Raw genomic sequence first — 22,344 nt, 5'->3', positions numbered from 1 at the left:
GATAGTTAGTCTTATGGATAACTATTCAGCCCCACTTGACGATATCTTCCAGTCCCTTGCCGATCCGACACGACGGGCCGTGCTTTTGCGGTTGGGCAGCGGGGATGCGAGCGTCGGCACGCTTGCCGAACCTTTCGCCATGGCCCTGCCGTCGTTCATGAAACATATCCGCCAGCTGGAAGGAGCGGGGTTGATCGTGACGCGCAAGCAGGGCCGGGTGCGGTTCTGCTCGCTGGAGAAACAACGGTTTTCAATGATCGAGGGCTGGCTTTCGCAACAGCATGCCATCTGGGAAGGCCGGACGGACCGGCTTGAACAGTTCGTCATGGCGCAGCAGGACAGAACCTCCGATAAAGGGGAGAATGACAAATGAGCGACACTTTCAATCCCGATCTCGATCTGAAGATTTCAAGGATCATCAGGGCGCCGCGCCAGCTGGTCTGGAACGCCTGGGTCGACAAAAACAGCCTCGAACAGTGGTGGGTGCCGCATCCCGGCCAATGCCGTGTCGAGAAAATGGAGCTGTTCCCCGGCGGCGCTTTCGAGACCCGCTACAGCGAAGACGGTAAGGCATTTGGCGATCACATAAGCGGTTGTTTCCTGGCGGTGGATGATGAGGAGCGGCTGATCTTCACCGACGCGTTGACGGCAGGCTTTCGGCCGTCGGCCCGCCCATTCCTCACCGCCGTCATGACGTTTCGCGACCATCCCGAAGGCATGGAATATGTGGCCTATGCCATGCACAGAAACCCTGAAGATCGCGACAGGCACGCGGAGATGGGCTTTTTCGACGGCTGGAACACGGTTGCCGAGCAACTGGCGCAGCTTGTCGAAAGACAGGCGGTCAATTGAGGCGCATCAACCGAACAGGGCAATATCCGGCTTGGTCAGCATCAGCCAGATGATGCCGAGAACCGCAAAGAAAGCCGGAAAACCGCACGCAAACCAGATGCGGTAGAGACGGAACCACTGCTGCGGCAGCGTCTCTCCGGTTGCGGCGCAATCGCGGGCGATATCGCGTAGCTTGATCTGGATCCACACCACCGGCAGCCAGAAAATGCCGGTGAAGACATAAAGGCAGAGCGAAAGGGCGATCCAGCCTTCGCTCAGCGGCCAGCCGATGATGCGCGCCAGAAAATAACCGGTGACCGGCTGGATGATCGCCGCCGTGGCGGTGAAGATGGTGTCGGCGATGACGACCGTGCCCGATACATGGGCGATCAGGGCCGGGTTTGCCGTCCGCCGCGCCATCACCATGAAAAACGCTATGCCAGCCCCGGTGCCGAACAGCACGGTTGCGCCGATGACATGGGCGAGCCGCAGAAGGTCTTCAGGTGTCATCAGCGTTCATCCAATGTGGCAAGGGCGACAAGTGTCAGGGCGATGGAGGGCAGGACCTTGACGAGGGGGCCGAGCGGATCGAGCCACAGACCCGGCTCCAGCAGACTGCCACCAGTCAGATAGGCGGCGGTGACCAGGAGCATGGCGACGAGTGCTTTTCTGGCAAGTGGTCTTATCAAGACGGTGACGCCCAGGGCGATATCGATGAGGCAGGTGGCGAGTGTGAGGGCGACGGCCGGCACTTGCGGCATGAAGGGCAGGAAATGCGCCGCCGAGCTGTCGATATCAAGCAGCGGTACGAGGCCGGACAACAACCAGAACAGCGACAGGCAGAGAATGAGGACGGGTTTGAGCAGATATGATCTGGCAAACCACAGGTCCTGCACGCCGGAAGGGTGAGCTGCCAGCGTGTCCCTCAAGCTCTTGAGCGATGTCGTCGCTTTTGGCGCGCTGTTCTCCGTCACGATACCTTCCGACATCACCCTCATGGCGGTTGAGCGCAACGGCGACCGCCAGCCGAGCTTTCCCGCAATATCCGCCGTGAGGGCGACGGGGCGCATGAAGGCAGCCGGAAGATTTAGCGCGGGAGCAGGGGTGAGGCCGAGCCATTGCCGGTGCGCAGCGACCACGCCTTGCAATGTCAGCGTTTCGTTCGCTGCCAGCTCGATATCGCTACCTGACGGGATTTCGCCATCTATTGCCGCGCTGACTGCCAACGCGACATCTTCGACTGCGACGGTCTGTACAGGCATCTTGCCGTTTACTAGCGGCACTGCGAAGGGGAAGCTTGCAAGCGCGCGCACGAGTGCTGTGCCGCCATGGGCGTTGCGCCCGACAACCAGTGCGGGGCGGAGAATGACAAAGCGCTGGCCGCTTGTGGCAAGTGCCACATCAGCGCGGCGTTTGGTGGCGAGGAAGGGCAGTTGGGAAGCGGCTCCGGAAGTGCGGGCCGATATCTGGATCACCAGCTTGCCGCCCGCATTTACCGCTGCCTGGTAGAGCGCCAGCATCGCTTTTTCCTGCGTCGCAGCAAGATCATCCGACAGGCCGTCCTGAAGCGCACCTGCGCAATTGACGATGGCGTCATGGTCGCTAACGAGTGCCGCCCAGTCGGCAGCGCTGGTCATACGCGAGAGATCGGCCGGAACCCAGCTGGCGAAAGGCAATTTATCTTTAGCTCGCGCAATGGTGCGAGCCAGCCCAGTAACGGTGTGACCTTTGCCGTGAAGGCTGCGGATCACTTCGGAACCGATGAAACCCGTTGCTCCCAGAATCAATATCTTCATGCGCGGCATGATACCCGCCATGGTTTAAAAACCAGCCGTGTTTTATTGCCGCATTCTGATGGTGTGATTCATCTTTCGTTCTTTTTCTGTTGCGCACGGTGCTCGAATCCTGCGATGAGGGCGCATGTTATTTTCACCGCAACAGGACGAAGCGCTCAAGGCTGTTTCCCGCTGGCTGAAGGAAGGCCGGACGCCGGTTTTTCGGTTGTTCGGTTATGCCGGAACCGGAAAGACGACGCTTGCCAAACATTTCGCGGAAAATGTCGATGGCGAAGTGCTGTTTGCGGCCTTCACCGGCAAGGCGGCGCAGGTGCTGCGCTCGCGCGGGGCGACCAATGCCCGCACCATCCATTCGCTGATCTACCGCCCGCGCGGCGAAGAGACCGTGGAAGACGAGGAAACCGGCAAGACCTCGGTCGCACCGATGTTTTCCATCAACCGCCAGAGCCCGCTCGCCAAGGCGGCACTCATCATCATCGATGAATGTTCGATGGTGGATGAGCAGCTCGGCAAGGATCTGATGAGCTTCGGCACGCCTATCCTGGTGCTCGGCGATCCCGGGCAGTTGCCGCCGGTTTCAGGCGGTGGCTTCTTCACGGAGCAGGAGCCTGATTACCTGCTCTCCGAAATTCATCGGCAGGCCAAGGACAATCCCATCATCCACCTTGCCATGGATGTGCGGGAAGGCCGCGAGATCATGCGTGGCGATTACGGTGCCGCGCAGGTGATTTCCAAGTCCGAGGTGACACAGTCGCTCGTGCTCGATGCCGATCAGGTGCTCGTCGGCACAAATCGCACGCGCCGCCGTTATAACCAGCGGCTTCGCGAGCTGAAGGGATTTACGGCCGATTATCCGCAATCCGGCGACAAGCTGGTTTGCTTGAGGAACGATCCGGCCAAGGGCCTGCTGAACGGCTCTCTCTGGCAGGTCATGAGTTCGTCGCGCGAGACGGTGAAACCCGGCATCAACCTGATGATCCGGCCTGAAGACGACGATATGGATCGCGGCGCTGCCAAGATCAAATTGCTGAAGGCGGCTTTCGAGGATGTGGAAACGGAAATACCGTGGACCACCCGCAAGCGTTATGACGAGTTCGATTTCGGCTATGCGCTGACCGTGCACAAGGCGCAGGGTTCGCAGTGGAACAATGTGGTTCTCTTTGACGAGAGCTATGCCTTCCGCGATTCGCGCGAGCGGTGGCTTTACACCGCCATCACCCGCGCCGCAGAAACACTCACAATCGTTCGCTGAGATAGAGCATTTCCGGTGAATAGCGGGACACCTTCAATGCTCCATTTCTTTTGTCTGTGCATTGTCCGGACGGAAAACCGCTGTGAAGTTTTCGTGGAAATGCCTTGTCAGGCGCGGATGACGCCCAGCAGAACCGCTTTGGCAACTGCCTGAAAGCGGTTGCTGGCACTGAACTTGCCGATAATCTTCGCCTCCAGTTCGTTGAGGTCGTTACCTGAAAGGCCGAGAGCGCGCGCGAGCCTTACCGGGGCGTACCCCTCCGCCATCAGTTCCAGGCATTTTCGCTCGTTGTCTGTCAGCGCGATATCCTTGCTCGGTCCCCGCTCAGCCGCATCGAGGCCATCAGCATCGTTATCGGTGGCGAGCAGTTCCTCGATCTGCTGGGCCTGGCGCTGAAGCGTGGAGCGTTCCGCGGTCAGTTCTCTTTTTCGCTGCCGCAGCGCGGAGTGGAATATCTCGTCCGCTTCTTCCTGCGAGAGAGAGCGGGCAAGTTTTTCCATGATGTCTGTAATGGCTGCGACGGAAATGCCGACTTCGCGACAGACATTTATCACCGCCATGCGTTGCACGTTGCGGTGGGAATAAACCCGCATCTGGCCGATGCGTTTCGAGGTCAGCAGCGCCTTTTCTTCGTAAAAATGCAGGGTCCGGTGCGTTACGCCGAAAATGTTGGCCATGTCGGCGATGGGAACCGGTTCGGCGGGCAGGGAGGAGGGCAGGCTTATATCCGGTAAAAAGCTGCTGATCCTTAGATTGGGTTTGTCCTCGTCGCCGTGTTCAAACGGCATCCTGCCATTCTGCATCGTTTCCCCCTTCGCGCGTTTTGACAGTGTGCCTGCTTTTTATGGCATTCGTTACTTGTTCCCCACCGCAGACCTGTCTTCTGATCAAGACATTTTGCCGATGCTGCATGAGAACCGTAACCTGTATTGCCTGCTTTCGTTCCCGTATCCTTAAAAAATTTTATCGGCCTCCTTGCGGTCGGCGTCAACCTGCGTGAAACAGGATGTCAATTCCGAACCGGAGCCTCGATGTCATGCCCGCAAAACTTTCCGTCAATCTGAACGCAATTGCCATGCTGCGCAACCGTCGCGATCTCCCATGGCCGGATGTCGCGCATTTCGGGCATATTGCACTCGCTGCGGGTGCTAGCGGGCTGACTGTACACCCTCGGCCGGACCAGCGCCATATCCGCTTTTCGGACCTGCCGGTGCTGCGTGCGCTTATCGATGACAGTTTCCCAAGCGCGGAATTCAACATCGAAGGTTATCCGACGGAGGATTTTCTCGTTCTGTGCGAACAGACCCAGCCTGAGCAGGTGACGCTGGTGCCCGACGATCCGTCGCAGGCGACATCAGACCATGGCTGGGATTTCCGCAAGCACGCGGTTTTCCTGAGAGAAGCCGTTGGGCGCCTGAAGGCTGGTGGTATGCGGGTTTCGCTTTTTGCCGATGGTGACGGCGAGCGCGAAGCGGTGGAGCTGGCGGCTGAGACGGGTGCTGCCCGCATCGAGCTCTATACCGGTCCCTATGGCGGCTGTTTTGACGATCCGCAAAAGGGTGACGCGCTTCTGGAAAAACTCGGACAGACGGCGGATTACGCCGCAGCGCTCGGGCTTGCCGTCAATGCCGGGCACGACCTGACTGTAGCAAACCTGCCCAAGCTTATGAAACGCATACCTTATCTCGCAGAGGTCTCCATCGGTCACGGGTTGACGGCGGATGCGCTGGAATATGGCATGGCTGAAACAGTCCGGCGTTTTTGTCGCGCCTGCGGTCAGGCTATTTCATAACCAAAGTCAATTTTTTTGCCTATAATCTGCTTGCGCATGCTCCGTGCGCGAGCTTTTAAAGGCAGAGACACATGCAAGAACATCACGTTGTCGTCGTGGGTGGAGGCTTCGGCGGCTTACAAATGGTACACGGGCTGGAGGGGGCCCCTGTCCGCATCACATTGATTGACCGCCGCAACCATCATCTATTTCAGCCATTGCTTTATCAGGTTGCGACGACGGCTCTTGCGACATCCGAAATCGCCTGGCCGATCCGCCATCTTTACCGCGACCGCAAGGAAGTGACGACGCTGCTTGCGGAAGTGAACGGCGTAGACCGTGACGCGCGCACCGTGCATCTGAGTTCCGGTCAGGTCATCGGCTTCGATACGCTGGTGCTGGCCACCGGCGCCCGTCATGCCTATTTCGGCCGTGACGAATGGGAGCGTGCCGCTCCCGGCCTCAAGACGCTCGAGGATGCAACGACGATCCGCCGCCGCCTGCTTCTGGCTTTCGAGCGTGCGGAACTTGCCACCAGCGAAGAGGAACGGCAGGCGCAGCTGACCTTCGTGATCATCGGGGCAGGCCCGACGGGCGTGGAAATGGCGGGCATGATCGCCGAGCTTGCCCACAAGGCGCTGCCGCCGGAATTCCGCAATGTGGATACCAGAAAGAGCCGCGTGCTGCTTGTCGAGGCAGGTCCGCGCGTTCTGCCGGTTTTCACGGACGATCTTTCCGCCTATGCCAAGCAGGCGCTTGAAAAGCTCGGCGTCGAGGTTCTGCTCGGCACACCGGTGACGGCCTGCACCGATGAGGGCGTGACGGTGGGTGAGACCTTTTATCCGTGCCGCACGGTGGTCTGGGCCGCTGGCGTGCAGGCGTCTCCCGCTGCAAAGTGGCTGAATGCTGCTGCCGACAGGGCGGGACGCGCTATCGTCGGGCCGCATCTCAATCTGGAAGACGACCCCAATATTTTCGTCATCGGCGATACGGCCGCCGTCAATCAGGAAAACGGCAAACCGGTGCCGGGCATTGCGCCTGCAGCCAAGCAGCAGGGCGCCCATGTGGCAAAGGTCATCAAGGCGCGGCTATCCGGAGAGCCGGAGCCCGCGCCGTTCCGCTACAGCCATCAGGGTAATCTGGCGACCATCGGCAAACGCGCGGCGGTGATCGATTTCGGCAAGTTCAAGCTCAAGGGCGTGCTTGCATGGTGGATCTGGGGGCTTGCCCATATCTATTTCCTGATCGGAACGCGCTCGCGGCTGGCCGTGGCGTGGAGCTGGCTGTGGATTTACCTCAGCGGCCAGCACAGCGCGCGGCTGATCACCCAGAAAGAGACGTTGAAGGACGAGGCCTGAGGGCAGGGCGGGTAAAGGAAAGCGCGGGAAGCATTGGCTTCCCGCGCTTGCTTATGGTCAGTGCGCCAAACCACTTCTCCGTCACGCCGTATTAAGTGCGGGGTGACGGAGTGCGGATGTGGCGAGCTTGTGCCAATCCAGGGCTCAAGCGTCGAGCGATGCCATGTCGATGACGAAGCGGTAGCGAACGTCGCTCTTCAGCACGCGCTCATAGGCTTCGTTGACATCCTGGATGTTGATCGTTTCGATCTCCGAGACGATGTCATGCTCGCCGCAGAAATCCAGCATTTCCTGGGTTTCCTTGATCGAGCCGATCATCGAGCCGGAGAGGCTCCTCGCACCGATGATGAGCGAGAAGGCGTGGACCGGGATCGCATGTTCCGGTGCACCGACCACGACCATGCTGCCCTTGGGCTTCAGGAGGCCGAGATAGGCGTTCCAGTCGATTGCGACACCTGCCGTGCAGATGATCAGGTCGAAGGTGCCGGCCAGCTTTTCGAAGGTCGAGGCGTCGCTGGTGGCGTAATATTCCTTCGCGCCGAGCTTCAGTCCGTCTTCCTTCTTCGACAGGGTCTGGGAAAGAACTGTGACATCCGCGCCCATGGCAGCGCCGAGCTTGACGCCCATGTGGCCAAGACCACCCATGCCGACGATTGCGACCTTCTGACCGGGACCGGCGTTCCAGCGGCGCAGCGGCGAGTAGAGCGTGATGCCTGCGCATAGAAGCGGCGCGGAAGCGTCGAGCGGCAGGTTGTCCGGGATCGACAGGACATAACCTTCCTTGACGACGATCGAGTCGGAATAACCGCCATGGGTGGCTGTCTTCGTATTCGGATCAACATCGTTATAGGTCTGGACGAGGCCGGGCATGTAGTGTTCGTTGTCGAGGTCGCGGGTGGCGCAACCGACGCAGGAATCGACGAAGCAGCCAACGCCGACATGATCGCCGACCTTGAATTTCGTGACCTTGGAGCCAACGGCTTTCACGACACCGGCAATCTCATGGCCGGGAACGATCGGGAAGACGGCATTCTTCCATTCGTTGCGGACGGTGTGGATGTCCGAGTGGCAGATGCCGGCATATTTGATATCGATGACAACGTCGTCATCGTTAGGCTCGCGGCGTTCGAAGGTGAACGGGGTAAGCGGCTTCGACGCATCGGTCGCAGCATAACCTCTTGCAATGGCCATCTGAATATCCTTTCGGGAGTTGGGGACGGCGGAATATGCAATGGAAGGGTGCCGGGGCGTTAGAGCGATCCTCCGAGCTTTTTGCACGATCCTGCAAAAAATTGCGGTGGGCTATTTGCGGAAACTGGCCCGGCTTTCTAGATAACGCAAACAGACACGCTGCTTCCTTCCCTAAAGGGTTTCCCAGATGACCATGCCGTTCAATCTCTATCAGGAGATCGCCTCCATCGCCGCACGGCATGCCACCCGCGATGGCGAGGTCCAGACGGCAATCGAAACCCTCGGCATCAGCCGCCGGTCCACACCCAGCGCGCCGTGCCACGGCAGCTATCGTCCCTGTTTGGCAATGGTGATCCAGGGGTCGAAAAGCGTGCAGCTGGGAACGGACACCATCAATTACGGGGCCGGCGACTATCTTCTGACCTCGCTCGACCTGCCGGTTGCCTGGCGTGTGGTGGAAGCGAGCGAGGAAGTACCGCATTTTTGCATCGGGCTTGCGATCGACAGCGAAAAGCTGCTCGACCTTATGAGCCGCATGCCGATCGAGCGGCCTCAGGAGCCGGTAAGCGGCCAGCGCGGCATCGTGGTGAACGCCGCCACACCGGAGCTGCTTGATGCGGCCATCCGGCTGATGCGCCTGCTTGACCGCCCGGCGGACATTGCGGCCATGGCGCCGCTGATCGAGCAGGAAATCCTCTATCGAATCCTGACGGGACCAGCGGGTGGGCAGCTGATGAACATCGTCGCTGCCGGAAGCCACGGCAATCGGATTGCCCGCGCCATCGCCTGGCTGCGCGAGAATTTCGCGCGCCAGCTGCGTATCGAGGAACTTGCGGAGCATATCGGCATGAGCGTGTCGTCTTTCCATCACCATTTCAAGACGATCACGGCCATGACCCCCATTCAGTACCAGAAGCAGTTGCGGCTGCATGAGGCGCGCCGGCTGATGCTGCTGGAGCGCCTGGATGCAGGCACGGCTGGCCATCGCGTCGGTTACCAGAGCCCTTCGCAGTTCAGCCGGGAATACAGCCGCTTTTACGGGATGTCGCCCTCACGCGACGTCGACGCCTCACGTGAGATAAGCGCGGCCGGATAAAGCGGCATTATGGTGCGGCGCATCCTGCTGCCGCATCGCGTCAATTCGTACATCACCGTGAAGAAAGCGCTTGACGGGCAAGCTGCCTCCGCTTAAATGGCGCTCGAACCGTACCGTACGGTACATTAATCGAGCCTCTGGAGTGGAAATAAGTGGCCTCCGACCCGATCACAGCGCAGGAATTTTCGCCGCGCCAGAACGCCGTTCTGGATCAGGCATTGCGTCTTCTGGTCGAGGGTGGCGAGAAAGCGCTGACGACCTCTGGTCTTGCGCGCGCGGCCAACTGTTCCAAGGAAAGCCTCTACAAATGGTTTGGCGACCGGGACGGACTGCTGGCTGCGATGATCACCTTCCAGCAGAGCAAGGTTCGCACCTTCGAGAAGGCGGGCGACCGCGTATCTGCGCCGCAGCTTGCCGATCATCTCGAGGTTTTCGCACATGATCTGCTTGATGTGCTGGCGGGCGATGTGTCGCTGGCGCTCAACCGTCTGGCGATAGGGCAGGCGAGCCGTGATGGTTCCAAGCTTGGCGATCTTCTTCTGGAACGTGGCCGTCGCCAGATCGACCGCCGCGCCCGCGGGTTGATCGAGGCGGGTCGCCGTTCGGGTTACCTGCGTTTCGATGACGCCGAAGAGGCGTATCGCAGTTTTTACGGCCTCATCGTTTCGGATCTGCATGTGCGCATGCTGCTGGGCGAGGCGCCTGACAAGGATTTTTCCGCCCGGGCAAAGAAGGCGGTGGTCGCCTTTCTAACACTCTACGGCACGGAAAAGGTACATTCGGAACTGGGCGGCAAGGTCGCCTGAGGTTCCGGTTCACACAGAGACAAGCATTAGGGAAGGACCATAAAATGCGCGTTTATTATGATCGTGATGCGGATCTCAATCTCATCAAGTCCAAGAATGTCGTCATCGTCGGCTACGGTTCCCAGGGCCGCGCCCATGCGCTGAACCTCAAGGATTCCGGCGCCAAGAACGTCGTCATTGCTCTGAAGGCCGGTTCACCGACCGTCAAGAAGGCGGAAGCCGACGGCTTCAAGGTCATGACCGTTGCCGAAGCCGCCAAGTGGGGCGACCTTTTGATGATGGCGACGCCTGACGAATTGCAGGCCGACATCTACAAGGCCGACATTGCCGGCAACATCCGTGACGGTGCGGCGATTGCTTTCGCACACGGCCTCAACGTTCACTTCGGCCTCATCGAGCCGAAGGCTTCGCTCGACGTCGTCATGATCGCACCGAAGGGCCCCGGCCACACGGTTCGCGGCGAATACCAGAAGGGCGGCGGCGTGCCCTGCCTCGTTGCCGTTCACCAGAACGCTTCCGGCAACGCACTTGAACTCGCTCTCTCCTACGCCTGCGGCGTTGGCGGCGGCCGTTCTGGCATCATCGAAACCAACTTCAAGGAAGAGTGCGAAACCGACCTCTTCGGCGAACAGGTCGTTTTGTGCGGCGGTCTCGTAGAACTCATCCGCGCCGGTTTCGAAACCCTGGTCGAAGCCGGTTACGCACCGGAAATGGCCTATTTCGAATGCCTGCACGAAGTGAAGCTGATCGTTGATCTGATCTATGAAGGCGGCATCGCCAACATGAACTACTCGATCTCCAACACGGCCGAGTGGGGCGAATACGTCACCGGTCCTCGCATCATCACCGCTGACACCAAGGCTGAAATGAAGCGCGTTCTTCACGACATCCAGACCGGCAAGTTCACGACCGAGTGGATGCAGGAATGGAAGGCTGGCGGCGCACGCTTCAAGGGCATCCGTCGCAACAACGACGCCCACCAGATCGAAGAAGTCGGTGCAAAGCTGCGCGGCATGATGCCCTGGATCGGCAAGAACAAGCTGGTCGACAAGGCCGTCAACTAAGCTTCATTGCTTGACAGAATATTGGAAGGCCGGGGCGAGAGCTCCGGCCTTTCTGCATTGCGCCTGGCTAGGATCACACGATGGCGTCGGCTTCCTCGATAATGACCGATACGGGAAAGTGATCGGAGAAACCACCGAGATTGACGTTTTTGACTGCATCGCCTTTCGACAGGCCGAAGCGGATCGGCCCCTCATTCTTGCTGTGGCTGACCATGGCGGCAATGGCTTCAATTTTCGCGGTTTCCTCGCGCACCGCGAAGCCGCTGCTCCCGGTCAGAAGCGATCTTGAGACGAGGATCTGGTCGAAGATATTGGCGTCGCCGTTGAAATAGAGCGTGCCATAGATCGTTCTTGCCGTACCGACTGAATCCACTACCTGCTGGCGCAGGTAGTTCCAGGTGAGATTGTAGAACATTGCCGATTGCGAGCTTTCGACATCGTCGCGCTCGCGGGTGGAATTGGCGTGATAGCGCAGCGATGCATCGGAAGGGTCGTCGTTGAAATCGCCGAAGGCGACGACGGCGATGTCGTTACCTTTCTCTTCCCTGATCCGCTGGTGCCAGTAGCCAAGCGTCTCACCGGCGGTCATGCGAAAACCGGCGCTTTCCACCGCGCCGCCGGAGCGCGACGGCCAGTGATTGGAAAGGGCGATAAGCTGGCGTCCGCCCTTGGTGATGAAGGTGCATTGGGTAATGTCGCGCGTACCGGTGCGGCGCATCACGAAATGGCTGAAAATCTCGGTTTCGTTGATCAGTAGCTTCTTGCTGTCATAGATGAAGGCCGTATCGATGCCGCGCTGGTCCTTGCTGGAATCTGCATGCACCACACGGTAGGCGCGCTCGGGCATGAGGTCGTTCAGATGTTCCGCAAGCGTCTCCAGAACGAAACGGTTCTCGACTTCGCACACGCCGAGCAGATCCGGCCCGGCGCCGCCGATCTGTCTTATGATCAAACCGAGTTGCCTGAGCTTGGTCTTGAACAGATCTTCGGTCCAGCCTTTGAGATCGTTCTTCAGCCGCTCGGCAATCCAAGGTTCGCGCGCTGGATAACCCTCCGGCGCAAACAGGTTTTCGACATTCCAGAACGCCAGGACATATTGGGTCATGATACCTCACACCTCCGGTTGGTTTTACAAAACCTAGTGGAAGTTTTTGCCGCAACAACTTGAAATTGTTATGACGGGTTTAGCACACGACCCAGTCTGCCGTTGGATCTTATTTGCCCGGAGGGATGACGCCCTTCGTCAGCAGGAAGCAGCCGTAAAAACGGGTCTCGCCTGTTGTGATGACGCAATATGCGTTTTTAGCCTGTTCATAGAAGGCGAAGCGTTCGATACCGTACATGGGGGCGGATTTTCCCTCCGCCGCGTCTATTTCCTTCTGCACTTCGACCTGTACGGGTTCCAGCTGGTCCGGCGCGCCCATCACTTCCATGCGTCCGACCGAAGGCTGCAGCGGCGTGTCGAGTGGCAGCACCGAGAGGATCGCCTGCATGGCGCGGGCGGCGGAAATGTTGTCCATGCGCAGCACCTTGCCGACCGTTGTCTGGCGAGCCACCGAATCGGAAGGGAAGTTGGTGTCGGAAATCACCAGCGTATCGCCGTGACCCATGGCGCGTAGGGCGTGAAGAACATCGGCATTCAGCGCCGGGTCGATATTTTTCAGCATGTCGTCAAACTCCCATGATGCTTTCGCCGTGTCGCGGCGCGTGGCCGCAATCCAGCCGGAAAACCTTGCCGCGTCAATCGCAAACGGAAGATTGTGAAGCTTTGCGCAAGGGTGTATTTGGCTTTGTCCGCCAAAGGCGGGCCCAAATGCGGGTAACGTGCAGGGAGGCAGAAATAATTCGAAAAACTGATAAGTCAGTATTGCTGACGTATCGACATTTCTGTAAAGATGCACGCATAAAAACGACACAAGAGGAAACGTACCCATGCTTGATTGGGAACAAATTTTCGCCACGCGCTCGTCGCGCATGAAAGCGTCTGAAATCCGCGAGCTGCTGAAGCTGCTCGAGCAGCCCGATATCATTTCCTTTGCCGGCGGTATTCCGGACCCGGCTCTTTTCCCCGCAGAGGAGTTCCAGCAGGCTTATGCGGAAATTTTTTCGGGTTCGCAGGTCAACTCGGCGCTGCAATATTCGGTGAGCGAAGGTTACAAGCCGCTGCGCGAATGGCTGGCGGGCGAAATGGCCGAGATCGGCATTGAATGCACTGCCGACAACGTCTTCATCGTTTCGGGTTCGCAGCAGGGTCTCGACTACCTCGGCAAGCTGTTCCTGTCGCCGAAGGATACCGCGCTGGTAACCTGGCCGACCTATCTCGGCGCACTTTCCGCCTTCAACGCCTATGAGCCGAATTACGACCAGCTCAATCCCGGCGGCAACCGCACGCCCGAAGCTTACCGCGAAACCGCGGCCAAGCTCGGCGGCGCGGTGAAGTTCGCTTATCTCTCTGCCGATTTCTCCAATCCGACCGGGGAAACCGTTGATCTTGCCGGCCGCGAAAAGGTTCTGGCGCTGGCTGACGAGCTGGATATCGCCGTCATCGAAGACGCCGCCTATCAGTCGCTGCGTTACGACGGCGAAGCGGTTCCGCCGATCATGGCGCTCGACATTGCCCGCTCGGGCGGCATCGAGAACACCCGCACCATCTATTGCGGCAGCTTCTCCAAGACGCTCGCACCCGGCCTTCGTGTCGGTTACATCGTCGCGTCTGCGCCTGTTATCCGCAAGCTGGTGCTGATGAAGCAGGCCGCAGACCTGCATTCCTCGACGATCAACCAGATCGCCATCGAACGTGTCGCTTCGCGCGGCTTCGACAAACAGGTCGCCAAGATCAAGGCCGCCTACAGCGCCCGCCGCGATGCGATGCTGGCTGCGCTCGACAAATACATGCCGAAGGGCACGCGCTGGACCAAGCCGGAAGGCGGCATGTTCATCTGGGTCACCCTGCCGGAAGGCATGGATGGCGCCGCACTGCTGGCAAAATCCATCGCAACGGAGAAGGTCGCCTTCGTTCCGGGTCGCGCCTTCTTTGCCGATGGCTCGGGCACGAACACGCTGCGCATAAGCTTCTCCTGCGCCAATGAGGCGATGATCGAGGAAGGCATGAAGCGGCTTGGCCGATTGATTGCGACGGCGCAGGCGGAGACGACCGAAGTGGTTCCGGCGATTTGAGGGCGGCGGCTTACGGTATTGACGGAGGGTGCGGTTTCACCCCCCTCTGTCCTGCCGGACATCTCCCCCTCAAGGGGGGAGATCGACTCGCGGTTAAGGTATCGCGTATCGCAACAGTTGAAAATGAAGTTGTGCCAGCGCCTCTTGCCGATCTCCCCCCTTGAGGGGGAGATGCCCGGCAGGGCAGAGGGGGGTGAGCCGCAAGCGCCAAGGGGCATTGTTACTCCTAATCGCGACGACCCCAACAGATCACACCCCTAAAATCCTGCCTGTCACATACATGTTATGCAATCATGTTTTAGCGGTCCCACGAAACAACAGGGACTGGACCTATGAAAACGCTGCTTTCCGCTTTTACCGCCATCGTATCGCTCGGCTTCATCGCCACCGCTGCCAATGCTGCCGACCTGGTGCTTTATACCAGCCAGCCGAACGAGGACGCGCAGGCGACCGTTGATGGTTTCAAGGCCGCCAATCCCGGTATCGAAGTCGAATGGGTGCGTGACGGAACGCCGAAGATCATGGCCAAGCTGATGGCTGAGATCAGCGCCGGCAATCCGGTTGCCGACGTGCTCTTGATCGCCGACACCGTCACACTCGAGCGTATGAAGCAGGCTGGCCAGCTTATGGCCCACAAGTCGCCGGAAGCGAAGAACATCGACGCCTCGCTCTACGATGCGGACGGCTATTATTATTCCACCAAGCTCATCACCACCGGCATCATGTATAACACTGCCGCTGCGATGAAGCCGACGAGCTGGAAGGATCTTGCCAAGGCGGAAGCCAAGGGTCTGGTGACCATGCCGAGCCCGCTGACCTCTGGTGCAGCGCTGATCCACGCGCAGACGCTGGCCGCTGCCAACGGCCTCGGCTGGGACTATTACAAGCAGCTGAAGGCCAATGAAGCCATTTCCGGTGGCGGTAACGGCGCGGTGCTGAAGTCGGTTGCATCAGGTGAGAAGGCTTACGGCGTTGTCGTCGACTACATGCCTATCCGCGAAAAGGCCAAGGGCGCCCCGGTGGAGTTCGTTTTCCCGGAAGAGGGCGTTTCGGCCGTGACCGAACCGGTCGCGATCCTCAAGGGTACCAAGCATGAGGAAGCCGCTAAGAAGTTCGTCGACTACGTGCTTTCGGAAAAAGGCCAGCAGGGCTTCGTCAAGCTCGGCTACATCCCCGCGCGCGCTGACGCTGGCATGCCGGAAGGTTTCCCCGCCCGCGACAAGCTCAAGGTCCTGCCGCTCAACGCCGCGGACGCGCTGAAGAACTCAGAGCAGGATCTGAAGACCTTCTCCGATATTTTCGGCTCCAAGGGCTGATATAGCGGCATGTCCCGATCAAGTGCCTATGGAAACAGCCAGCCGCGCTGGCTGTTTCCTTTTGTGGTGAGCGTCGTTTTTGCGCTCAGCGCCCTGCCGCTCGGGCGGCTCGCCTATACCGGCATTGTTTCGTCACTCAACGGTGACATATGGCGATTGCTGGCTGATCCCGCCCTTTGGGATGCGGCGCTGAACACGCTGTCCACCTCTTTTTTCGGCATGCTGATTTCACTCATGATCGGCGGGGGCTTCGCGCTGGCGCTGACGCTTTGCGACATACGCGGCAAGTCGATCTTAAGCTTCCTCTTCATGCTGCCTATGATGATCCCGCCGCAGGTGACGGCGCTGTCGTGGATCGGCATGACCGGCCCGTCGAGCACGCTGTTAAAGGCCATCGGCCTTGCGCCGCCCATGGGCTCGCCGCAACCGCTCTATTCCATTGCCGGTATCGCGCTTTTGCTCGGCGTGCAGCATGCGCCGCTCGTCTATCTGTCGCTGCGCGCCGGCCTGCTCGCTTTGCCGCAGGATGGCATCGAGGCGGCCAAGCTTTCCGGTGCTTCGCCTCGCCGCGTGCTGTTCGATATCATCCTGCCGCTTTCGACGCCGGGATTGATCGCCGGGGCGGCGATCTCGTTTGTGTCCAATGTCGGCAATTTCGGTATTCCGGCGATCCTCGGTATTCCGGCCTCGATCTTCACCCTGCCGACGCTGATCTACAGCCGCTTCGCCAGTTTTGGTGCGAGCACCTTCGGCGATATCGCCATTCTCTCGACCATGATCGCCATCATCTCCGTGGCCGGTCTTGCGCTGCAAGAGCGGGCAATGAAGGGCAGGGACTATCGCATCATCGGTCTTTCCGGCAAGGCCGCGACTTTCAAGCTGTCGCGCTGGCGTGTAGTGGCTGAGCTTGTCCTTTGGCTCGTGCTGTTCTTCATGCTGGTTGCACCACTTGCTGCGCTGGTGGCAAGCTCGCTTGCCCCCGCCTATGGCGTGCCGCTCAGTCTCAAGACCGCTACGATGCACGCCTATGAGGAGCTGCTCTACCGGCAGAGCGTGACCCGCACAGCCTTCCGCAACTCGCTGTTTCTGGCGACGGTCACATCCCTTTGCCTGCTTGCGGTGACGGTGTTGACCGCCTATTTCCTGGTGCGCGGCAAAAGCCGCTTCATGTTCCTGCTGTCGGCGCTGGTGGATATTCCCTATGCGCTGCCAGGTGTGGTGATTTCCGTATCCTTCGTCCTGTTGTTCGCGGCCCCCATTCCGCTGCTCGGCATCACGCTTTACGGCACGATCTGGATCATTCTGCTCGCCTATTTTTCCTCCTTTTTCGCCGTCAGCCTCAAACCGATGGTCAGCGCCTTCCTGCAATTCGATCCGTCGCTGGAAGAGGCGGCAAGGCTTTCGGGCGCCGGTTTCTGGCGGCGGTTGAAGGACATCATCCTGCCGCTGGTCGGGCCTGCGGCTGGCGCTTCCGTCATCCTCGTTTTCCTGATCGCCTGCAATGAGCTGACGGTTTCGGCGCTCCTTTGGTCCGCCGGCACGCAGACGCTCGGTGTGCTCATCTATAACCTCGATGACAGCGGCAGCTTCGATCTTGCCTCCGCACTTTCGGTGCTTGTCGTCATCATGGTGATTTTCCTCATGCTGCTGCTCGAAATTCTGGGGCGCTATCTGCCGAAAGGAGTGGTCCCTTGGCGAAACTGATCCTCAATCGTCTGACGAAAAGCTTTGGGGCCGGGTCGAAACCCGCCGTTGACGACGTCTCGCTCACGGTGCGTGAGGGAGGTTTCCTCGCGTTGCTTGGGCCTTCCGGCTGCGGCAAGACGACGGTGTTGCGCATGATCGCCGGTTTCGAGCAACCGACTGATGGCTCCATCCTGCTCGGCGAGCGGGTGCTGGCCGATGCAGGCAGCATGGTGCCGCCGGAGCGGCGCAACATGGCGATGGTGTTCCAGTCCTATGCGCTCTGGCCGCACATGTCGGTTGCCGACAATGCCGGCTATCCCCTGAAGGTTCGCGGCATTTCCGGCGAGAAATATCGCGAGAAGGTGGCCCAAGCGCTGGCAGCCGTACGCCTTGAAGGCTTTGCGGACCGCCGTCCCGCCCAGCTTTCCGGTGGCCAGCGGCAGCGCGTGGCGCTGGCTCGCTGCCTCGTCACTGAACCCGATGTGGTGCTGCTCGACGAGCCGCTCGCCAATCTCGACCGGCATTTGCGGCAGGAGATGGAGGAGACCTTTCGCGAGTTCCACATCCGCTCCGGCGCGACGATGATCTATGTCACCCACGATCAGGCGGAAGCCATGGCGCTGGCAACCGATGTCGCCGTCATGTCTCAGGGCAAGCTGCTTCAGGTCGCGCCACCCGCCGAGCTTTATGCACGACCCGAGGGGCGTCTTGTCGGCTCGCTGGTGGGGCAGGGCGCCATTCTCTCCGTGCCGGTGCCGGAAGGTTCTTCGCGGGATATTGACTGGGACGCGCTCCGCACAGCGATGGATAACGGTGGGCAATTACCACGGGCGGATATTCTCGTGCGGCCGCAGGACGTGGTGCGGGATGCGGATGGAATCACCTGCACCGTGACCTCGGTTCTCTACGAGGGCGAGCGTTATGCCCTGCGTCTCGACCTGCCGGACGGGCAGGCGCTTCGGGCTTATTCTCGAGAATCGGTTGCGGTCGGTGACCAGCTGCCGGTTGCGATTCGTGCGGCGTGGCGTCTTTAGCATTTGCTTGCACCCTCATTCCTGTGACGGGCACAGGAATGAGGGTGGGGAATATCCCGGCACATAAAATCCGACATCGCGAATAGGGAAATCTGATCGACGCGACAGGCCACTGGCGAGACCGAACGGGAGCGGCTAAGCTCCCATTCCAGCAACAGGAATGAAACATGTCGCTTCGGCTCGCCACCTTCAATATCGAAAATCTTCTCACCCGTTTCGACTTTACCGGTTTTCGCAACCAGACGCGGCGCGACAGGGCGATCCAGCTTTTCGATATCAGGGACGAGGCAACCTATCAGGCGCTGGAAAGTGCGCGGGCAGTCTCTTCCACAGACGATACGCGGCAACTTTCGGCGCTGGCCATTGCGGATGCGGATGCCGACATTCTCTGCCTGCAGGAAGTCGACAACATGGCTGCCCTGCAGGCTTTCGAATATGGCTATCTCTACCGCATGGTCGGCAACGGCTATCTGCAGAAATATCTGGTCGAGGGCAATGACAGTCGCGGCATCGATGTCGCCGTCGTCATGCGCGAGCAGACCCGAGACGGCGACAAGATCGAGGTCATCGACATCAAGAGCCACGCCGCGCTAACCTACCGCAATCTCGATCTCTTCAATCCCGCACTTGCCGCGACCAACCAGATAGACGACAAGATTTTCAAACGCGATTGTCTGGAAATCGATCTGAGGATCGGCGGCAAACCGCTGACGCTTTACGTCACGCATTTCAAATCCATGACCAATGCCCGTGACGCCATAGATGCCCGGCTCGCCACCATGCCGATTCGCGAGGCGGAAGCCATGGCCGTTCGCCGCATCATCGAAAACCGCTGGGGCGCAAACAATACCCGCAACAAGAATTTTGCCATCTGCGGCGACATGAATGATTATCAGGAACGCATTTCGATTTCCGGCGACCGGCGCAGCGGCTACAGCTTTACGCCGTTGGAAGAGGAGCGGAGCGCGCTCGATATCTTCACGGCGGATGATTTTGTGACCAATCCGATGTCGCGCCGTGACGTCATGGATCGCTGGACGCTCTATCATTCGCGCGGGCCACAGGAACAGCATCTCTGCCAGCTCGATTATATCTGGCTTTCCCCGCATCTTGCGCAGATCAATGCGACAAGGGTTCCCGAAATCATCCGCGCTGGCCAGCCTTACAGGACGGTCTTTCCGCCGGGGCAGGAGGTGGATCGTTATCCGCGCACCGGCTGGGACCGCCCCAAGGCTTCCGACCATTGCCCTGTCGTTATGACGCTCGATCTGATCTGATCTACCGCTCCGGGCCGCCTAGCCGTTGGCAACCTTGGGGAAGTAGGTCGCCCACACCCGGTTGCGGCCCGCACGCTTGGCCTCATAAAGTCGGTCGTCGGCAATTGCGATCAGCTCGTCCCAGCTGTTGATCGCCCGTGCCTCCTGCCAGACCACGCCGAAACTTGCCGTCAGTGACAGCCCGCTTTGTTCATCAATGATCTGGGCTTCAATCAGCCGGCGCAGGCGGTCGGCGGTGGCGGTCGCCGTCGCGTGGCTGACATCCTGCAACACGACCACGAATTCCTCGCCGCCATAGCGCGCCAGAATATCGTTTTTACGGAGGGCGCCTCTTAAAAGAGTCGCTGTCTTCTGTAGCGCGAGGTCGCCCATGGCATGGCCATAACGGTCGTTGATGGATTTGAAGTGGTCGATGTCGACAATCATCACGCCAAGCGCCTGCAACTGCTCCTCGCCGCTCAATATGGCACGAACGGTCTTTTCCAACGCACGGCGATTGGACACACCGGTCAAGGCATCTGTTTCTGAAAGCGTGCGTAATTGTTCGGCCAGCGCGGACTGCTGCTTTTCCATTTCTTCCTTCTGGCGAAGCTGCTCGCGCAGGAAATCCAGTTCCTTGAACATTTTCTTCACTTCCGGAGCAGCCTTGTCCTGATACAGGGCTCCTGAAAGATCGCCAGCGGCGATTGCGGCGATCTGCGTCTGGACGGATTGCATGGGGCGGAACAGTGCCGTTCTGTAAACCGATGCAAGCCGCAGCAATACCAGAACCGCGATGAGAGCGAGGAGGAGAGACGTTCCACCATAGATCAACGCCTGTTCCTTGTTCCTTTCTATCCTTGCCCGTGTTTCGGCGAGAATAAGGTCGCGCAACGTGCTCGAGGAACGCATGCCCTTGATGTAGTTTTCGGAGAATTCGCGAACGCTTGGCTGCGCGGACGGCACCACCATCGCAATCGTATTCTGCGCATAGGGAAGTGCCTGGCCGAAATAGAAGATTTCAATATCGTGAAACGCTGCATCGACGCGTGGTGTGGACAGGTAAGCGGCGGTGTAGTTCGTCAGCGACGATTTCAGCAGTGTGAGGCTCTGTATTTCCGTGTCGAATTTGGCGCGGAGGCTCAGCCTGTCCTGCCTGTTCGCCCGCAGGCTCATGACCACGTAGGAACCGAGGCGACCGATCCGGTCCCGCATCACTCCGGCCGTGCCGGTCATGGCGATGTCGATCGCTACATTGGGCGTTACCTTGATAATCGCGCGAGCGGTCTTGCCACGCAGCATGTTGACGCTGTCCGCCGCCTTGAACATCGCAAAAATTGCGTTGGACATCGCCGTGTAGCTGCGCGCGGATTCCGGAAGTGCAGCAACCTGATCGACCGCTTCTCGGGATTGCGCCAGTTTTCGGCGTGTATCGACCAGCGATTTTGCCAATTCTGGCTGCGCCCTGATTTCCGCGGCAAAAGAGTTTTCGAGTTCCACCAGCTTGTCGTCCGTCGCCTTGCGCGCTGCGGCCAGCTCCTGGACCAGTTTTGCATCGGGGGAAGACGCGCCCATCAAATTATTGGCAGGACCACGCTCGGCCGATACCAGCCATGCGGACTGGAGGGCTGTTTCGAAGCGGCTGAGTTGCTGCGCATTGGTCCGGTAGCGTAAGTAACTGGAAACGCTCGGCAGGGCGGCAAGGGTTGCCAACAAGATGGAACTTACCGCTATGACGATCGTACCGGTTAGTTGGATTTTCTGTATGCTTGCGCGCATGCGATGCGTTATTCCCGGTGGGATGGTTATGAATTATCGCCATTTTAGCTACATCGCGTAAATACTTCGCTTATTTTGCAGGCCTTTTGCCGCGACCTGGTGATTGAAACCCACAGGTACGGTGTGGAAAAGAGGTCTCCCAACGGCGCGCAATCAATTTTTGCTTTACACGAAGTGAGAATCTGATAGTTGGCAAGGCACTGGATTGCCCTTGTAGCTCAGTTGGTAGAGCACCTGATTTGTAATCAGGGGGTCACGAGTTCGAACCTTGTCGGGGGCACCAGTATTTTCAATGGCTTGGCCATTTCCCCGCTATTATTCCTGCATTCGCACAACGCCTATGGCTTGATGTGATATAGCTTGTGCACGATTGCCCAGTTGCCGTCGCGCTCCAGCAAGGACAAGTATTCGCTAAAATCCATGCCGTCGAAACTCGTCGTCAGCTTCACGGACGCGCTGTCGCCTTCCTTGTCGATGCCGAGGATTTCGAAGACGGGGTCGTGATCGGGCAGGCCGCGTTCGCTTTTCCGTATCTGCTCGGCGAAGTCCTCCAGTGAAAGCCATTCCGTTTCACCCTGGAACGTCCCGACGATGCTGGCGCGCGGATCGAAAACATCACGCATCAGGCCCTCATCCGCATAGGCCATGGCGTGCACATAATCCGTCACTGTCTGGGTAATGGTTTGCGGCATCGGATCGTCCCTCCCTTCAGATCCAAAAGCCAAGCTTACACCCGTTGGAGCCGTTCCACCATAAGCACCGTAAAACCTGCGGGTTGCACGGTTTTCCGCATGGGTAGGCAGCTTGGCCCGGCGTGTTTTGCCATGACTTTCCACAATTTTGTCCCGCCCGTGATTATAGTCGCCATGGGTCCGACAAATTTGAGGATCAAGGGCTTTTGCGCCGGCGCGGGGGTGCCGCGCGGGCGGAA

General features: G+C 59.2%; 21 protein-coding genes and 1 tRNA gene. 14 read left to right on the top strand and 8 right to left on the bottom strand.

Going from position 1 to position 22,344, the window contains the following annotated elements:
- Window positions 1-13 precede the first annotated feature (13 nt).
- Both G6L97_RS08115 and G6L97_RS08110 read left to right on the top strand, forming a co-directional pair.
- Complete coding sequence (locus G6L97_RS08115) at window positions 14-373, top strand: ArsR/SmtB family transcription factor (protein ID WP_019565324.1); 360 nt, start codon at window positions 14-16, stop codon at window positions 371-373.
- Complete coding sequence (locus G6L97_RS08110; protein WP_111783534.1) at window positions 370-852, top strand: SRPBCC family protein; 483 nt, start codon at window positions 370-372, stop codon at window positions 850-852. Before G6L97_RS08115 ends, G6L97_RS08110 begins: the two co-directional genes overlap by 4 nt.
- 6 nt (window positions 853-858) lie before the next feature.
- On the opposite strand, the gene G6L97_RS08105 is transcribed toward G6L97_RS08110, so the two are convergent.
- Together G6L97_RS08105 and G6L97_RS08100 are read right to left on the bottom strand one after the other, a co-directional pair.
- Window positions 859-1,341, bottom strand: a complete 483-nt coding sequence (locus G6L97_RS08105; protein WP_111783533.1) for a DUF2269 family protein — start codon at window positions 1,339-1,341, stop codon at window positions 859-861.
- Window positions 1,341-2,627 (bottom strand): SDR family oxidoreductase, encoded by a 1,287-nt coding sequence (locus G6L97_RS08100; protein WP_164876618.1) that lies wholly within the window; start codon window positions 2,625-2,627, stop codon window positions 1,341-1,343. The genes G6L97_RS08105 and G6L97_RS08100 overlap by 1 nt, the downstream gene beginning before the upstream one ends.
- A 124-nt stretch (window positions 2,628-2,751) precedes the next feature.
- On the opposite strand from G6L97_RS08100, the gene G6L97_RS08095 reads away from it, so the two are divergent.
- Window positions 2,752-3,879, top strand: coding sequence for an ATP-dependent DNA helicase (locus tag G6L97_RS08095; protein WP_003513075.1), 1,128 nt, complete (start codon window positions 2,752-2,754; stop codon window positions 3,877-3,879).
- 107 nt (window positions 3,880-3,986) lie between these two features.
- On the opposite strand, the gene G6L97_RS08090 is transcribed toward G6L97_RS08095, so the two are convergent.
- Window positions 3,987-4,682 (bottom strand): MerR family transcriptional regulator, encoded by a 696-nt coding sequence (locus G6L97_RS08090; RefSeq protein ID WP_111783531.1) that lies wholly within the window; start codon window positions 4,680-4,682, stop codon window positions 3,987-3,989.
- Window positions 4,683-4,915: 233 nt separating this feature from the next.
- Here G6L97_RS08090 and G6L97_RS08085 point away from each other — a divergent pair, with 233 nt between their 5' ends.
- A complete protein-coding gene (locus tag G6L97_RS08085; RefSeq protein WP_003513071.1) occupies window positions 4,916-5,671 on the top strand; it encodes a pyridoxine 5'-phosphate synthase in 756 nt (251 codons plus the stop codon).
- A gap of 71 nt (window positions 5,672-5,742) precedes the next feature.
- Window positions 5,743-7,008 carry an NAD(P)/FAD-dependent oxidoreductase gene (locus G6L97_RS08080; RefSeq protein ID WP_111783530.1) on the top strand — a complete coding sequence of 422 codons (1,266 nt, stop codon included), beginning with the start codon at window positions 5,743-5,745 and terminating at the stop codon, window positions 7,006-7,008.
- Between the two features lie 144 nt (window positions 7,009-7,152).
- Here the strand turns inward: G6L97_RS08080 and G6L97_RS08075 are convergent, their stop codons facing one another.
- Window positions 7,153-8,199: an NAD(P)-dependent alcohol dehydrogenase gene (locus G6L97_RS08075; protein ID WP_111783529.1), complete on the bottom strand. Its 1,047-nt coding sequence runs from the start codon at window positions 8,197-8,199 to the stop codon at window positions 7,153-7,155.
- Between the two features lie 187 nt (window positions 8,200-8,386).
- Here G6L97_RS08075 and G6L97_RS08070 point away from each other — a divergent pair, with 187 nt between their 5' ends.
- The 3 genes from G6L97_RS08070 (at window position 8,387) to ilvC (ending at window position 11,165) form a co-directional block, all read left to right on the top strand.
- On the top strand, window positions 8,387-9,295 hold the full coding sequence (locus tag G6L97_RS08070) for an AraC family transcriptional regulator (protein WP_019565330.1): 909 nt from the start codon (window positions 8,387-8,389) through the stop codon (window positions 9,293-9,295).
- A 152-nt stretch (window positions 9,296-9,447) separates the two neighbouring features.
- On the top strand, window positions 9,448-10,101 hold the full coding sequence (locus G6L97_RS08065) for a TetR/AcrR family transcriptional regulator (RefSeq protein WP_003513063.1): 654 nt from the start codon (window positions 9,448-9,450) through the stop codon (window positions 10,099-10,101).
- 44 nt (window positions 10,102-10,145) lie between these two features.
- Entirely contained in the window at window positions 10,146-11,165 is a 1,020-nt protein-coding gene (ilvC, locus tag G6L97_RS08060) for a ketol-acid reductoisomerase (protein WP_003507583.1), read from the top strand.
- 73 nt (window positions 11,166-11,238) lie between these two features.
- On the opposite strand, the gene G6L97_RS08055 is transcribed toward ilvC, so the two are convergent.
- Together G6L97_RS08055 and G6L97_RS08050 are read right to left on the bottom strand one after the other, a co-directional pair.
- Window positions 11,239-12,270, bottom strand: coding sequence for an endonuclease/exonuclease/phosphatase family protein (locus G6L97_RS08055; RefSeq protein WP_019565331.1), 1,032 nt, complete (start codon window positions 12,268-12,270; stop codon window positions 11,239-11,241).
- Between the two features lie 109 nt (window positions 12,271-12,379).
- The gene (locus tag G6L97_RS08050; RefSeq protein ID WP_065702379.1) at window positions 12,380-12,832 is read right to left on the bottom strand and encodes an RbsD/FucU family protein; all 453 of its coding nucleotides are present in this window, start codon (window positions 12,830-12,832) and stop codon (window positions 12,380-12,382) included.
- 265 nt (window positions 12,833-13,097) lie between these two features.
- Here G6L97_RS08050 and G6L97_RS08045 point away from each other — a divergent pair, with 265 nt between their 5' ends.
- The 5 genes from G6L97_RS08045 (at window position 13,098) to G6L97_RS08025 (ending at window position 19,655) form a co-directional block, all read left to right on the top strand.
- A complete protein-coding gene (locus tag G6L97_RS08045; RefSeq protein ID WP_013636460.1) occupies window positions 13,098-14,342 on the top strand; it encodes an aminotransferase-like domain-containing protein in 1,245 nt (414 codons plus the stop codon).
- A gap of 332 nt (window positions 14,343-14,674) precedes the next feature.
- Window positions 14,675-15,658 (top strand): ABC transporter substrate-binding protein, encoded by a 984-nt coding sequence (locus G6L97_RS08040; protein ID WP_013636459.1) that lies wholly within the window; start codon window positions 14,675-14,677, stop codon window positions 15,656-15,658.
- A gap of 9 nt (window positions 15,659-15,667) precedes the next feature.
- Window positions 15,668-17,362: an ABC transporter permease gene (locus G6L97_RS08035; RefSeq protein ID WP_019565334.1), complete on the top strand. Its 1,695-nt coding sequence runs from the start codon at window positions 15,668-15,670 to the stop codon at window positions 17,360-17,362.
- A complete protein-coding gene (locus tag G6L97_RS08030; protein WP_111783528.1) occupies window positions 17,350-18,378 on the top strand; it encodes an ABC transporter ATP-binding protein in 1,029 nt (342 codons plus the stop codon). The genes G6L97_RS08035 and G6L97_RS08030 overlap by 13 nt, the downstream gene beginning before the upstream one ends.
- Window positions 18,379-18,545: 167 nt before the next feature.
- Window positions 18,546-19,655: an endonuclease/exonuclease/phosphatase family protein gene (locus tag G6L97_RS08025; RefSeq protein WP_111783527.1), complete on the top strand. Its 1,110-nt coding sequence runs from the start codon at window positions 18,546-18,548 to the stop codon at window positions 19,653-19,655.
- 18 nt (window positions 19,656-19,673) lie between these two features.
- Here G6L97_RS08025 and G6L97_RS08020 read toward each other — a convergent pair whose 3' ends face one another.
- Window positions 19,674-21,413: a GGDEF domain-containing protein gene (locus G6L97_RS08020; RefSeq protein WP_111783526.1), complete on the bottom strand. Its 1,740-nt coding sequence runs from the start codon at window positions 21,411-21,413 to the stop codon at window positions 19,674-19,676.
- Window positions 21,414-21,620: 207 nt separating this feature from the next.
- Here G6L97_RS08020 and G6L97_RS08015 point away from each other — a divergent pair.
- A tRNA-Thr gene (locus G6L97_RS08015) sits at window positions 21,621-21,696 on the top strand.
- A gap of 55 nt (window positions 21,697-21,751) precedes the next feature.
- On the opposite strand, the gene G6L97_RS08010 is transcribed toward G6L97_RS08015, so the two are convergent.
- Complete coding sequence (locus G6L97_RS08010; RefSeq protein WP_003513050.1) at window positions 21,752-22,105, bottom strand: nuclear transport factor 2 family protein; 354 nt, start codon at window positions 22,103-22,105, stop codon at window positions 21,752-21,754.
- Window positions 22,106-22,344 lie beyond the last annotated feature (239 nt).

The sequence above is a fragment of the Agrobacterium tumefaciens genome, assembly GCF_013318015.2.
GTDB classification, from domain to species: domain Bacteria; phylum Pseudomonadota; class Alphaproteobacteria; order Rhizobiales; family Rhizobiaceae; genus Agrobacterium; species Agrobacterium tumefaciens.
The sequence above is the reverse complement of the archived record's forward strand: the minus strand, read 5'-3'. Positions and strand labels throughout refer to the sequence as shown.

Excerpts from the sequence above, each read along its gene's own strand:
- G6L97_RS08105 (WP_111783533.1), bottom strand. The coding sequence starts at position 1,341 with ATGACACCTGAAGACCTTCTGCGGCTCGCCCATGTCATCGGCGCAACC.
- G6L97_RS08025 (WP_111783527.1), top strand. The coding sequence starts at position 18,546 with ATGTCGCTTCGGCTCGCCACCTTCAATATCGAAAATCTTCTCACCCGT.
- G6L97_RS08010 (WP_003513050.1), bottom strand. The coding sequence starts at position 22,105 with ATGCCGCAAACCATTACCCAGACAGTGACGGATTATGTGCACGCCATG.
- G6L97_RS08070 (WP_019565330.1), top strand. The coding sequence starts at position 8,387 with ATGACCATGCCGTTCAATCTCTATCAGGAGATCGCCTCCATCGCCGCA.
- G6L97_RS08115 (WP_019565324.1), top strand. The coding sequence starts at position 14 with ATGGATAACTATTCAGCCCCACTTGACGATATCTTCCAGTCCCTTGCC.
- G6L97_RS08035 (WP_019565334.1), top strand. The coding sequence starts at position 15,668 with ATGTCCCGATCAAGTGCCTATGGAAACAGCCAGCCGCGCTGGCTGTTT.
- ilvC (WP_003507583.1), top strand. The coding sequence starts at position 10,146 with ATGCGCGTTTATTATGATCGTGATGCGGATCTCAATCTCATCAAGTCC.
- G6L97_RS08100 (WP_164876618.1), bottom strand. The coding sequence starts at position 2,627 with ATGAAGATATTGATTCTGGGAGCAACGGGTTTCATCGGTTCCGAAGTG.
- G6L97_RS08040 (WP_013636459.1), top strand. The coding sequence starts at position 14,675 with ATGAAAACGCTGCTTTCCGCTTTTACCGCCATCGTATCGCTCGGCTTC.
- G6L97_RS08090 (WP_111783531.1), bottom strand. The coding sequence starts at position 4,682 with ATGCAGAATGGCAGGATGCCGTTTGAACACGGCGACGAGGACAAACCC.
- G6L97_RS08045 (WP_013636460.1), top strand. The coding sequence starts at position 13,098 with ATGCTTGATTGGGAACAAATTTTCGCCACGCGCTCGTCGCGCATGAAA.
- G6L97_RS08020 (WP_111783526.1), bottom strand. The coding sequence starts at position 21,413 with ATGCGCGCAAGCATACAGAAAATCCAACTAACCGGTACGATCGTCATA.
- G6L97_RS08055 (WP_019565331.1), bottom strand. The coding sequence starts at position 12,270 with ATGACCCAATATGTCCTGGCGTTCTGGAATGTCGAAAACCTGTTTGCG.
- G6L97_RS08085 (WP_003513071.1), top strand. The coding sequence starts at position 4,916 with ATGCCCGCAAAACTTTCCGTCAATCTGAACGCAATTGCCATGCTGCGC.
- G6L97_RS08095 (WP_003513075.1), top strand. The coding sequence starts at position 2,752 with ATGTTATTTTCACCGCAACAGGACGAAGCGCTCAAGGCTGTTTCCCGC.
- G6L97_RS08075 (WP_111783529.1), bottom strand. The coding sequence starts at position 8,199 with ATGGCCATTGCAAGAGGTTATGCTGCGACCGATGCGTCGAAGCCGCTT.
- G6L97_RS08050 (WP_065702379.1), bottom strand. The coding sequence starts at position 12,832 with ATGCTGAAAAATATCGACCCGGCGCTGAATGCCGATGTTCTTCACGCC.
- G6L97_RS08080 (WP_111783530.1), top strand. The coding sequence starts at position 5,743 with ATGCAAGAACATCACGTTGTCGTCGTGGGTGGAGGCTTCGGCGGCTTA.
- G6L97_RS08110 (WP_111783534.1), top strand. The coding sequence starts at position 370 with ATGAGCGACACTTTCAATCCCGATCTCGATCTGAAGATTTCAAGGATC.